This window comes from Nocardia sp. Root136 (assembly GCF_001427185.1).
GTDB classification, from domain to species: domain Bacteria; phylum Actinomycetota; class Actinomycetes; order Mycobacteriales; family Mycobacteriaceae; genus Nocardia; species Nocardia salmonicida.
On sequence record NZ_LMFE01000007.1, the window covers coordinates 103932 to 116304 of the forward strand.

The window sequence follows — 12373 nt, forward strand, 5'->3', positions numbered from 1 at the left end:
TCGTTACACTCGCAACCCATGACGAGTGTCCAGCAGCAGCCCGCATCGGAATCGGCGGGCACCCCCGATATCCACACCACCGCCGGGAAGCTGGCTGATCTGCGGAATCGGCTGGAAGAAGCGCAACACCCGATGGGTGAGGCCGCGGTCGACAAGGTGCACGCCAAGGGCAAGATGACCGCGCGCGAGCGCATCCTCGCTCTGGTCGACGAAGGCTCCTTCGTCGAGCTCGACGCCCTGGCCAAGCACCGCAGCGTGAATTTCGGGCTCGAGCACAACCGCCCGCTCGGTGACGGCGTCGTCACCGGCTACGGCACGATCGATGGCCGCGACGTGTGCATCTTCTCCCAGGACGTCACCGTGTTCGGTGGCTCCCTCGGCGAGGTCTACGGCGAGAAGATCGTCAAGGTGATGGACCTGGCGATCAAGACCGGTCGTCCGCTGGTCGGCATCAACGAGGGCGCCGGCGCGCGCATCCAGGAGGGCGTCGTCTCGCTCGGCCTCTACGGCGAGATCTTCCACCGCAACGTGCAGGCCTCCGGCGTGATCCCACAGATCTCGCTGATCATGGGTGCCGCCGCCGGTGGTCACGTGTACTCCCCCGCGCTCACCGACTTCGTGGTGATGGTCGATCAGACCTCCCAGATGTTCGTCACCGGGCCCGACGTGATCAAGACCGTCACCGGTGAAGAGGTCTCGATGGAGGACCTGGGTGGCGCGCACACCCACATGGTGAAGTCCGGCGTCGCCCACTACGTCGCTTCCGGCGAGCAGGACGCCCTCGACTACGTCAAGGACCTGCTGAGCTACCTACCGAGCAACAACCGCGCCGAGGCCCCGCGCCACGCGCCCACCGACCCGATCAACGGCGCGATCGACGAGTCCCTCACCGATGAGGACATCGAGCTCGACACGATCATCCCGGACTCGCCGAACCAGCCCTACGACATGCACGAGGTCATCCGCCGTCTGCTCGACGACGACGAGTTCCTCGAGGTCCAGGCCGAGCGCGCGATGAACATCATCTGCGGCTTCGGTCGCGTGGACGGCCGCAGCGTCGGCATCGTCGCCAACCAGCCCATGCAGTTCGCCGGCTGCCTCGACATCGACGCCTCGGAGAAGGCCGCGCGCTTCGTGCGCACCTGCGACGCCTTCAACGTTCCGATCATCACCCTGGTGGACGTGCCCGGCTTCCTGCCCGGCACCGGCCAGGAATACAACGGCATCATCCGCCGTGGCGCGAAGCTGCTCTACGCCTACGGCGAGGCCACTGTGGGAAAGATCACGATCATCACTCGCAAGGCTTACGGCGGCGCCTACGACGTCATGGGTTCCAAGCACATGGGTGCCGATGTGAACCTGGCGTGGCCGACCGCTCAGATCGCCGTGATGGGCGCCTCCGGCGCCGTCGGTTTCGTCTACCGCAAGCAGCTTGCCGATGCCGCCAAGAACGGCGACGATGTCGACGCGCTGCGCCTCGAGCTGCAGAACGAGTACGAGGACACTCTCGTGAACCCGTACGTCGCCGCCGAGCGCGGATACGTCGACGCGGTCATCCCGCCCTCGCACACCCGTGGCCAGATCGTGTCGGCGCTGCGGCTCCTCGAGCGCAAAATGGTGACCATGCCGCCGAAGAAACACGGCAACATTCCGCTCTGAAAACGCGATATCCCGGATAGGCCGCGCACACTTGTTGTGGAAGACAACTATTGATCAGCGCGGCCACACCGGGAATGATCGCGTCAACCGCGCTGTGAAGCGAAGTAAGTGCAGGAAGGATCTGGCACTGTGACAACTGTGGCAGAAGAAGACGTGCTGACAGTCGCCGAGCTCGAGCTCGTCGTCGAACCACTCGTCGAAGAAGCCGAACTGTCGGTCGCGGCGGTCGAGGCCCCCGTGTCGACCACCGGCGAGCCGATGTTCCGCATTCTCAAGGGTTCGCCCACCGATCAGGACATCGCGGCTCTGGTCGCCGTCCTGAGCGCGGCAACCGCCAACGCGCCCGCCGGTGCCTCGAACGGACCGGCCGACGCATGGGGCACATCGACGATGATGCATCGGGGCACCAACCCGTTCTCGCCGTACGTGTACCCGATGCTGTCGCACCTGCGCTGAGGTGACCGAGCTGGTGCTGAGATGACCAGACTGGTTCTGGCATCGGCGTCGCCGGCCCGGCTCGGGATCCTGCGCACCGCGGGCATCGACCCCGTGGTGCGGGTCTCGGGCGTGGACGAGGACGCGGTGTCGGCGGCACTGCCCGCGGACACCTCCTCGCACGATGTCGTCGTCGCCTTGGCTCGCGCCAAGGCGGCCGACGTCGCCGCTTCGATTCCCGAACTCGCCGCCGACTGTGTTGTCGTCGGCTGCGATTCGATGCTGCTCGTCGACGGGCAGCTGCAGGGCAAACCGCACACCCCCGAGGTGGCGCGCGAGCGCTGGGCCACGATGGCGGGCCGCAGCGCGGACCTGATCACCGGGCACTGCGTGCTGCGTCTACGCGACGGCGAGATCGTCGCCGAGTCGGCCGAATGCAGCAGTACCACGGTGCATTTCGCGAAACCGACGCCCGATGAGCTCGATACCTACATCGCGACGGGCGAACCCTTGAAGGTCGCGGGCGCGTTCACTTTGGACGGGCTCGGCGGCTGGTTCGTCGACCGGATCGAGGGCGACCCGTCCAGCGTCATCGGGATCGGATTACCGCTGTTGCGCCGACTGCTCGAAGACGTCGGCGTCGGTGTCACTCAGTTGTGGCGGGATCCGCGGGGCTGACGGCGCGATCACGTGCTGATCCCCCGGCTCCTTGGCCGGGGTGCGGTCGGGCGCGTTCATCGTCAAGTCGAGCCGGGCCGTACACAGCTCGGGCTCGACGAACGGATGCAGCTGCACGTCCACCCGCCCGCGGGCCCCGTTGCGCTCGAGAACCTCCCGCATGAGGCCCATGTGCACACCACACACCACCTCGGAGTGCGAGCGGGCCAGTTCACGCAGCGGACAGGCGGTCAGGTTGATCTGTACGTGCTCCGGGGTCTCCCCGGCGGGCTCCTTCTCGGGCGCGAACCCTAGCTCCGACATCAGCGACATGGTGATGTCCCTGGCATCGGCGAGGGTCTCCACCTGCTGCGTGCCGACATCCATCCGCGCACCCCACGCGCGGCCCGCGGCCACGGCGGCGGCGGATCGGGCGACCGGATCGGGGCCGAGATGGTCGGCCAGTACCTGCGCGAGCTCCTGATAGCCCACCGAGCGCTGCACCGCGCGATAACCGATGCGCGGGCGTCCGCGGCCGCGTGGCGGCTGCTGGAACTGGCGAACCAGCGATTCACGGGTGAGGACATCGAGGTGGAATCGGACGGTGGTGACGTGCTGTCCGGTGATGCGGGCCAGTTCCTGGGCATCGAGGGGCTCGGTGGCGCCACGTAGGATCGCGAGCAGTCGCCGTCGCGGCCAAGAATCGGACATAGCTCACCCCTCCTCTCCAGAGACTTTATCGGACATCCGTGCGCTTTATTCGCCCATTGTGTCGATTCGTGATGTGCCACCACACACTTACCATCGGCTGCGACCACCAAGTGCTCGCACCCGCCCAACTCGCGTGAAGGACCACACCGTGCCTGTCGCCCCGGATCCGCACCCCGCCTTCGGTTCCTACGCAGTCCCGCATCGATTGGTAACCACAGAATGGCTGTCCGCAAACATCGGCGTGCGTGGTTTACGAATCATCGAGTCCAACGATGACATCCTGCTCTACGACATCGGCCATGTCCCGGGCGCGGTCAAGATCGACTGGCGCGGCGACCTGAGCGACCCGGTGACCCGCGATTATGTCGACGGCGAGCGCTTCACCGAACTGATGCGCGCCAAGGGTATCGAGCGCGACGACACGATCGTGATCTACGGCGATCGCGGCAACGCCCAGGCCGCGCACACCGCCTGGATCTTCACGCTGTTCGGCCACGAGGACGTGCGCCTGCTCGACGGCGGCCGCGACGCCTGGATCTCCGAGGAACGCGACACCACCTTCGACCAGCCCTACCCCACCCCCAGCGACTACCCCGAGGTCGTGCGCGACGACTCGACCGCGCGCGCGTTCCGCGAGGAGGTGCTCGGCAGGCTCGGCAAGCCCCTGGTCGACGTGCGTTCGGCGCAGGAGTACTCGGGCGAACTCGAGGACAAGCCGCTCAACCAGGAGTACGCGGCCCTGCGCGGCGGACACGTGCCGACCGCGGTGAACATCCCGTGGACCGCGGCGGCCACGATCGACGGCCGTTTCCGCTCGCGCGCCGACCTCGACGAGGTCTACGGCGCGCTTCCGGCCGACGACCTGGTCGTGTACAGCCGGGTGGGCGAGCGGTCGAGCCACACCTGGTTCGTCCTCACATTCCTGCTCGGCCGCAGGTCGGTCCGCAATTACGACGGTTCGTGGATCGAATGGGGCAACTCGGTGCGGGTACCGATCGCCACGGGCACCGAACCAGGTGTCGCGAATCAGATCATTTGAAACATGTTCACATCACTGGACGCCGCGTAGTGTGACCTGCGACCTACTCGACAGTAGGGCTAGCCGAGTTCGAGCAGGGTTGGCACACTGCCTACACTCGCCCGAGACGAAAGTTGTCGATACCGGGCACGGGGCCTAACCGGCGACCCGTTCCCCGACGCGACCAAAGATTGCACACAGGAGGCTCAGTGCCCAGCCATGCCAGCGCACGGATCACAAAGGTACTCGTAGCTAACCGCGGCGAGATCGCGGTTCGCGTGATCCGGGCTGCCAAGGACGCGGGAATCACCAGCGTCGCGGTGTATGCCGAGCCCGATGCCGACGCTCCCTTCGTGAAGCTCGCCGACGAGGCCTTCGCCCTCGGCGGTCAGACCTCTGCCGAGTCGTACCTCGTGTTCGACAAGATCCTCGACGCCGCGGCCAAGTCCGGCGCCGACGCGATCCACCCCGGTTACGGTTTCCTCTCCGAGAACGCCGACTTCGCCCAGGCCGTCATCGACGCCGGGCTGATCTGGATCGGCCCGTCGCCGCAGTCCATCCGCGACCTCGGTGACAAGGTCACCGCGCGCCACATCGCCGAGAAGGCGAAGGCGCCGATGGCCGCGGGCACCAAGGACCCGGTCAAGAACGCCGACGAGGTCGTCGCGTTCGCCAAGGAATACGGCGTCCCGGTGGCCATCAAGGCCGCTTTCGGTGGCGGTGGCCGCGGCATGAAGGTCGCCCACACCATCGAAGAGATCCCCGAGCTGTTCGAGTCGGCCACCCGTGAGGCCATCGCCGCCTTCGGTCGCGGCGAGTGCTTCGTCGAGCAGTACCTCGACAAGGCCCGCCATGTCGAAGCCCAGGTCATCGCCGACCAGCACGGCAACGTGGTCGTCGCCGGTACCCGCGACTGCTCGCTGCAGCGCCGGTTCCAGAAGCTCGTCGAGGAGGCGCCCGCGCCGTTCCTGTCCGACGAGGTTCGCGCCGCCATCCACGAGTCGGCCAAGCGCATCTGCCGCGAGGCGGGCTACTACGGCGCAGGCACCGTGGAGTACCTGGTGCAGGGCGAGACCGTGTCGTTCCTCGAGGTGAACACCCGCCTGCAGGTGGAGCACCCGGTCACCGAGGAGACCGCGGGCATCGACCTGGTGCGTCAGCAGTTCGCGATCGCCAACGGCGACGAGCTCTCCATCAAGGAAGACCCCACCCCGCGTGGCCACTCGTTCGAGTTCCGGATCAACGGTGAGGACGCCGGTCGCGGCTTCCTGCCCGCTCCCGGCCCGGTGAACGTCTACCGCGAGCCCTCAGGCCCCGGTGTGCGCGTCGACTCCGGCGTGGTCCAGGGCAGCGTCATCGGCGGTCAGTTCGACTCGATGCTGGCCAAGCTGATCGTCACCGGCGAGAACCGCGAGCAGGCGCTGCAGCGCGCCCGTCGCGCGCTGGCCGAGTTCGATGTCGAGGGCCTGGCGACGGTCATCCCGTTCCACCGCGCGGTCATCGAGGATCCGGCGTTCATCGGTGACGGCGAGAAGTTCGACGTCTACACCAAGTGGATCGAGAACGAGTGGAAGAACACCGTCGAGCCGTACACGGCTGCCGGTGCCGCCGACGATGACGACGACGATCTGCCCCGGCAGAAGGTTGTCGTCGAGGTCGGTGGACGTCGCGTCGAGGTGTCGCTGCCCGGTCAGTTCACCCTCGGTGGCGGTGCGGCCGGTTCGGTCGGCAACGGTGTGGTTCGCAAGAAGCCGAAGGCGCGCAAGCGTGGCGGCGCCGGTGCCGGTGCCGCGTCGGGTGACGCGGTGACCGCGCCGATGCAGGGCACTGTCGTGAAGGTCGCGGTCGAAGAGGGCCAGACCGTCGAGGTGGGCGACCTGATCGTGGTGCTCGAGGCCATGAAGATGGAGAACCCGGTCAACGCGCACAAGGCCGGTGTCGTCACCGGGCTGGCCGTCGAGGCGGGCGCCGCGATCACCCAGGGCACCGTTCTGGCGGAGATCAAGTAGGTAGCAAGCTCACCAAGGGGCGGCAATACCGCCTGGTTACCCATGTACCACCGAGATCAGTCGGTGCGTGAGTGAACGGAAACTGAAGACCCGCTGTCTCAGGCAGCGGGTCTTCAGTTTCCAGGCTTATCGTTGTCTGGTGACCAGTACTGCGCACACCGGCCTGGACCCGCTCTCGACGCCGGGTTCGGCCACGGTGGCCGAGGTCATCCGGGCTCGCCGGGAATCCGGGCAGCGCGCCGACGGTAATCGGCTCGCGTTGGTGATCGAGGGCGGTGGCAGCCGCGGTGTGTACTCCAGCGGCATGGTCCAGGCGCTCGAGGAGTTGGGCCTGTCGAAGGTGTTCGACGCCGTCTACGGCACCTCGGCCGGGGCGATCAACGGCGCGTGGTTGCTGTGCGGGCGCGCGGCGACGGGAATGCGTTCGTGGACCGACCCGGTGATCATGCGCCGCGTGGTCGATCCGGTGCGGATCTTCCGCGGTCGACCCGTCTTCGATCTGCACTATCTCGTGCATCGCGTGTACGACGGCATCGAGCCGATGGACTTTCCGGCCATCCTGGCCAATCCGACCACCTTCCACCCGATCGCGACCGATATCCGCACCGGGAAGTCGGTGGACCTCGGGCCCTACATCACCGATAAGAACACCCTCATGACGGCGCTGCGGGCCTCTGCGGGCCTACCGCTGCTGGCGGGACCACCGGTGGCCCTCGCGGGCGGCAGTTACTTCGACGGCGGGCTCACCGAGACCGTCCCGATCCGCACCGCCGTGGCCGCGGGCGCCACCCACGCCCTGGTCCTGCGGACCCGCCGGACCGATGAACTCCGCCCGCCCGCTCCCCTGCTGCATCGGGTGGTCGGCGGCGGCTATATGCGCGCCATCGCGCCCGGCGCCTTCCGGGCGTGGAGCAAGCGGCCCGGCCAGCAGGCGGTCGAGGACAGCTACCTCGACGGGCTCGGCGATCACGTCCTCCAGGTGCACCCACCCGTCGGTTCCCCCGCCATCGACAGCGCGGCCCGCGACACCGACCTGCTCACCCGCGCCCTCGACATCGGTCGCACAGCGGTTCACTCACTGCTCGGCGGCGGCGCCCTGCGCACGGCCTGACCCCGGCTCGGCGCACGGCACCACTAGGCTGCTCGCGTGGAACCGATCGAGATCAACGCAGGGTCCTGGTATCTGCGCGCCCTTCGCGCCGACGAGCGCATCGACGACCGGCCCGCGCTGGCCGACGGCGGCATCACCGATCCGGACTACGTGGCCACCCGGTCGGCGCAGTGGGCCGATGAATCCCATTTCTCCTGGGCGGTCTGCGTTCCGACGACGGCCGAACTGGTCGCCGAGATCGGCGTGACACCGGGCCCCGACGACACCGCTACCATCACCGGCTGGGCTCGCCCCGGCGAGGACCAGGCACTGGCCGCCGGTCTGGCCTCGGTCCACCGCTTCGTCGCGGGCGCACTCGGATTGACTGTCCCGCAGACCTGATCGCCACTACCGCATGGCACCGCGTGCCCGGCGGAACAGTCTCCGGGCACGCGGCCACACCGTCAGGTTTCTCGCGTGAGCACCGCGTCGAGGGCGCCGACGGCCTGACTCAGCTCGTCCTCGGTGACGGTCAACGGCGGCCGGAACCGGATGCTGCGCTCCCCTGTGCCGAGCAGCAGCACATGTTCACGGTCACGAAGCTCGTTCACCACCCGATCGCGCAGCTGCGGCGTCGCCAGGGTGATCGCGCACATCAGCCCACGCCCCCGCGCCTCGCTGACCATGTCCGGGTGCGCGGTGGCGAGCTTGCCGAGCAGGTCGAGCAGATACGCACCGAGCGGCCCCGCGCCCTCGATCAGCCGATCTCGCTCCAGCACTTCGAGAATGCGCCGGGTGCGCACCATGTCGGTGAGGTTGCCGCCCCAGGTGGAGTTGAGCCGTGAGCTCACCTGGAAGACATTGCCGGCCACCTCGTCGACCCGCCCGCCTGCCATGATCCCGCAGACCTGGGTCTTCTTGCCGAAGGCGATCACATCGGGCTGCACGTCCAATTGCTGGAAGGCCCAGGTGGTTCCGGTCATGCCGACACCGGTCTGCACCTCGTCGAGGATGAACAGCGCGTCGTTGGCGTGGCACAGCCGCTGCATGGCGCCGAGGAATTCCGGTCGCAGGTGGCGGTCACCGCCTTCGCCCTGGATCGGCTCGGCGATGAAGCAGGCGATGTCGTGCGGGTTGTCGGCGAAGGCCTGTTCGGCCTGGGCTATGGCGCGCGCTTCGAGGGCGGCGATGTCTGGCCCGGCGAAGGTGTGCGGTGTGTCGATTCGCGGCCAATCGAATTTCGGGAATCGCGCGGTCTTGACCGGGTCGGTATTGGTGAGCGACAACGTATAGCCGCTCCGCCCGTGGAAGGCGCCGGTCAGATGCAGCACCTTTGTGCCGAGATCCGTTGCGCGGCCGTGCAATTCGTTGTGTCTACTCTTCCAGTCGAAAGCGACTTTCAGCGCGTTCTCGACCGCGAGCGCACCACCGTCGACGAAGAACAGATGCGGTAAACGCGGATCACCGAGAACTCGGGCGAAGGTGTCGACGAAGCGGGCCATCTCGACGGTGTAGATATCGGAGTTGCTCGGCTTGTTCAGCGCGGCGGTGGCCAGTTCGGCGAGAAAGCTCTCGTCGCCGGCCAGCGCGGGGTGGTTCATCCCGAGCGCGTTGGAGGCGAAGAAGCCGAACATGTCGAGATAGCTGGTGCCGTCGCGTTCGTCGACCAGCGTTCGGCCGTGCGACTCGTGTAGGTCGAGCACAAGCTCGAAACCGTCCGCGAGGATGTGCGAGGACAGGATTTCGTGGACCCGGTTGGCGGGGATGACCGCCGCGCCGGGGCGCTCCAGTTCGATGGTCATGAAACCGACGATACGCAAATTTTTACGGAAGTTCTATGGAATCACGGATCAAATTACGGAAGATGACTACCTGTCATAGAATGTCTGCAGGATGATGGTGCTGCGGGTGTGTACGTTGGCTGTGGCCCTGATCTCCTGCAGCAGATGTTCCAGATGCCGAGGCGAGGCCACCCGCACCAGGAGGACGTAGCTCTCCTCGCCCGCCACCGAGTGGCACCCCTCGATGCCGGGGATGTGCTGCAGCAAGGCGGGCGCGTCATCGGGCTGGGACGGGTCGAGAGGAGTGATCGCGACGAACGCCGACAACAAGTGCCCGAGCGCTTCGGGGTCCACCTGCGCCGCGTACCCGCGAATCACCCCGCGCGCTTCGAGCCTGCGCACCCGCGATTGCACCGCGGAGACCGAGAGACTGGCCTTCTCGGCCAGATTCGACAATGTAGCGCGACCGTCGGCCATCAGTTCTTTGATCAATAGTCGATCGATGTCATCGAGCTGGGGTCGAGCCGGTGTATCCGCCATCAGCGAAGGCTAACTCAGCGCGGGGCTCGGGCGGGGAAAACTTCTTACCGTTCCCCACCGAATTCTCCCGAACTTTTCCGTGAGTCGTACCAAACAGCAGAAGGTGAGCAGAGTACCGATGACGCAGACCGTGAACTTCTCCGAGCAGCTCTCCCTGCGAGCCAGGGCGCTGCTGCAGGGCCTCGGCGCCGCCGTGCCGGAACCCGGCCCGCTGCTCGCGCGCACGCCGATTTCCGGCGGCGTCCTGTTGCCCCTGACCGCCGACACCCCCGACGACGTCGATGCCGCGATCGGCCGCGCCGCCACCGCATTCGAGGCGTGGCGCACGGTTCCCGCGCCCGTTCGGGCGGCGTTGGTGCGCAGGCTGGCCCAGTTGCTGGTGACCAATCAGAACGAGCTGGCCGAGCTGGTGACCCTGGAAGCGGGCAAGATCGGCCCCGAGGCACTGGGCGAAGTGCAGGAGATGATCGACGTCTGCGAGTTCGCGATCGGGCTGTCGCGCCAACTCTACGGCGCCACAATGCCTTCCGAGCGGCCCGGACACCGGCTCATGGAGACGTGGCATCCACTCGGCGTCGTCGGGGTGATCTCGGCGTTCAATTTCCCTGTCGCGGTGTGGGCTTGGAATACCGCGATCGCGCTGGTGTGCGGGGACACGGTGGTGTGGAAGCCGTCGGAGACCACGCCGTTGACGGCGTTGGCATGCCACACGCTGCTGCGTCGCGCGGCGGTCGAGGTGGGAGCCGATCCCGAAGTGCACCAACTGGTCCAAGGTGACGCCACGGTCGGATCCGCGTTGGTCGACGATCCCCGGGTCGCCCTGGTGAGCGCGACCGGTTCGGTGCGGATGGGCGCCACCGTCGCCCCGCGGGTGGCCGGGCGGTTCGGGCGCTGCCTGCTCGAACTGGGGGGCAACAATGCCGCGATCGTGGCGTCGAGTGCCGATCTGGAGCTGGCGGTGCGCGGCATCGTCTTCTCGGCGGCCGGGACGGCGGGGCAGCGGTGTACGAGTCTGCGGCGGTTGATCGTGCATCGTTCGATCGCCGACCAGCTGGTCGACCGGCTCGCCGCGGCGTACAGCCAACTCCCCGTGGGCAATCCACTCGACGACGGGGTGCTGGTCGGGCCGCTGATCAACGAGCGTGCCTTCGCGGCGATGCAGCAGGCGCTGGTCGGCGCGGTGGCCGAAGGCGGCGACATCATCTGTGGCGGTGAGCGAGTCGAGGTACTCGGCCCCGACGCCTACTACGTGCGCCCCGCCCTTGTTCGCATGCCCGCGCAGACCGAGCTCGTGCGCGAGGAGACCTTCGCACCGATTCTGTACGTGCTGACCTACGACGACATCAACGAGGCCATCGCACTCAACAACGATGTGACACAGGGACTTTCCTCGTCCATCTTCACTCTCGACCAGCGCGAGGCCGAACAGTTCCTCGCCGGATCCGACTGCGGCATCGCCAATGTCAATATCGGGACATCGGGCGCGGAGATCGGCGGCGCGTTCGGCGGGGAGAAACATACCGGCGGCGGCCGGGAATCGGGCTCGGACTCCTGGAAGGCCTACATGCGCCGGGCCACCAACACCGTCAACTACTCCACCGAGCTCCCGCTCGCGCAAGGCATCCATTTCGGCTGATCAGCCAGGCGTACCTGCGCCTTCGCTCCGGCCATGCGCAGGGCTGAGGAACGCTGCGCGACTGCGCCCACCAGGCGATTTCACCTTCTGACCCACCCCGTGTAAAGTGGTATTTGCAACGCGGGATGGAGCAGCTCGGTAGCTCGCTGGGCTCATAACCCAGAGGTCGCAGGTTCAAATCCTGTTCCCGCTACTACGAAGAAGGCCCCGGATTTTCGAATCCGGGGCCTTCTTCGTTATCCGTTGCCGAGTCGCAGGGTCCAGTTCCCGCGATAGTGCAGCCGGGTGATGCTCGCGGGCGGAACATCCATGCGCCAGAACGACTTCGCCGGTGCGTCGAGCACCACGAGCAGCGCCGCGCGCACCACGGCCGGATGCGTCACCGCCACGGTGTTCTGCCCCGACGACGCGATCTCGGCCAACCAGAACCGCACCCGATCGACCAGATCGGTGACGGATTCGCCACCGTGCCCACGGAATTCGGGATCGGTCAGCCACGCGAACAACTGATCCTGCGCGAGTTTGCCCATCTCACTGCCCCGCCACGACCCGGCATCGAGATCGCGTAATCGCACGTCCTGTTCGCCGACCAGGCCCAATTCCTCCGCCGTCTCCCGAGCCCGTCGCTCCGGTCCTGTCCGCACCAACGCTTCGTCGAGCGGTACACAGGCACGCACAGCGGCCCGCCCCGACTCGTCCAGGGGTTCGTCGACAGGAAAACGCGCCTTACGTACCGCCTCGGTAAGGCCATGGCCGACAAGGTCGACTCTCAGCACCGTTTGCACGAGAGTCGAGGGTAGCGACGAATGCGATCCACGTCACAACCCGGTCTGCGGG

Annotated in this window: 12 protein-coding genes and 1 tRNA gene; 9 read left to right on the forward strand and 4 right to left on the reverse strand. The window is 67.0% G+C overall.

Annotated features, from left to right (window positions below):
• Positions 1 to 18: 18 nt before the first annotated feature.
• The 3 genes from ASD42_RS17675 (at position 19) to ASD42_RS17685 (ending at position 2772) form a co-directional block, all read left to right on the forward strand.
• Positions 19 to 1659, forward strand: a complete 1641-nt coding sequence (locus tag ASD42_RS17675) for an acyl-CoA carboxylase subunit beta (RefSeq protein WP_056818048.1) — start codon at positions 19 to 21, stop codon at positions 1657 to 1659.
• A gap of 129 nt (positions 1660 to 1788) precedes the next feature.
• Positions 1789 to 2115, forward strand: a complete 327-nt coding sequence (locus tag ASD42_RS17680; RefSeq protein ID WP_056818050.1) for an acyl-CoA carboxylase epsilon subunit — start codon at positions 1789 to 1791, stop codon at positions 2113 to 2115.
• 21 nt (positions 2116 to 2136) lie between these two features.
• Positions 2137 to 2772, forward strand: a complete 636-nt coding sequence (locus ASD42_RS17685; protein WP_056818052.1) for a Maf family protein — start codon at positions 2137 to 2139, stop codon at positions 2770 to 2772.
• Here ASD42_RS17685 and ASD42_RS17690 read toward each other — a convergent pair.
• The gene (locus ASD42_RS17690; protein WP_056818054.1) at positions 2698 to 3462 is read right to left on the reverse strand and encodes a helix-turn-helix transcriptional regulator; all 765 of its coding nucleotides are present in this window, start codon (positions 3460 to 3462) and stop codon (positions 2698 to 2700) included. The two genes, ASD42_RS17685 and ASD42_RS17690, sit on opposite strands and share 75 nt — an antisense overlap.
• Positions 3463 to 3610: 148 nt before the next feature.
• Here ASD42_RS17690 and ASD42_RS17695 point away from each other — a divergent pair, with 148 nt between their 5' ends.
• The 4 genes from ASD42_RS17695 (at position 3611) to ASD42_RS17710 (ending at position 7981) form a co-directional block, all read left to right on the forward strand.
• Complete coding sequence (locus ASD42_RS17695) at positions 3611 to 4501, forward strand: sulfurtransferase (protein WP_056819169.1); 891 nt, start codon at positions 3611 to 3613, stop codon at positions 4499 to 4501.
• A gap of 188 nt (positions 4502 to 4689) precedes the next feature.
• The gene (locus tag ASD42_RS17700) at positions 4690 to 6489 is read left to right on the forward strand and encodes an acetyl/propionyl/methylcrotonyl-CoA carboxylase subunit alpha (protein WP_056818056.1); all 1800 of its coding nucleotides are present in this window, start codon (positions 4690 to 4692) and stop codon (positions 6487 to 6489) included.
• A 139-nt stretch (positions 6490 to 6628) separates the two neighbouring features.
• Positions 6629 to 7600, forward strand: a complete 972-nt coding sequence (locus tag ASD42_RS17705; RefSeq protein WP_084787190.1) for a patatin-like phospholipase family protein — start codon at positions 6629 to 6631, stop codon at positions 7598 to 7600.
• Between the two features lie 36 nt (positions 7601 to 7636).
• Positions 7637 to 7981, forward strand: a complete 345-nt coding sequence (locus ASD42_RS17710; protein WP_056818058.1) for a hypothetical protein — start codon at positions 7637 to 7639, stop codon at positions 7979 to 7981.
• 62 nt (positions 7982 to 8043) lie between these two features.
• On the opposite strand, the gene lat is transcribed toward ASD42_RS17710, so the two are convergent.
• On the reverse strand, positions 8044 to 9381 hold the full coding sequence (gene lat, locus ASD42_RS17715) for an L-lysine 6-transaminase (protein ID WP_056819172.1): 1338 nt from the start codon (positions 9379 to 9381) through the stop codon (positions 8044 to 8046).
• A gap of 66 nt (positions 9382 to 9447) precedes the next feature.
• Positions 9448 to 9900, reverse strand: a complete 453-nt coding sequence (locus ASD42_RS17720; RefSeq protein WP_056818059.1) for an Lrp/AsnC family transcriptional regulator — start codon at positions 9898 to 9900, stop codon at positions 9448 to 9450.
• A gap of 118 nt (positions 9901 to 10018) precedes the next feature.
• Between ASD42_RS17720 and amaB the strand changes: the two genes are divergently transcribed.
• Together amaB and ASD42_RS17730 are read left to right on the forward strand one after the other, a co-directional pair.
• On the forward strand, positions 10019 to 11536 hold the full coding sequence (amaB, locus tag ASD42_RS17725) for an L-piperidine-6-carboxylate dehydrogenase (RefSeq protein ID WP_056818062.1): 1518 nt from the start codon (positions 10019 to 10021) through the stop codon (positions 11534 to 11536).
• A 119-nt stretch (positions 11537 to 11655) separates the two neighbouring features.
• Positions 11656 to 11729, forward strand: a tRNA-Met gene (locus ASD42_RS17730).
• Positions 11730 to 11772: 43 nt separating this feature from the next.
• On the opposite strand, the gene ASD42_RS17735 is transcribed toward ASD42_RS17730, so the two are convergent.
• Complete coding sequence (locus ASD42_RS17735) at positions 11773 to 12312, reverse strand: histidine phosphatase family protein (protein WP_435830420.1); 540 nt, start codon at positions 12310 to 12312, stop codon at positions 11773 to 11775.
• Between the last annotated feature and the right edge of the window lie 61 nt (positions 12313 to 12373).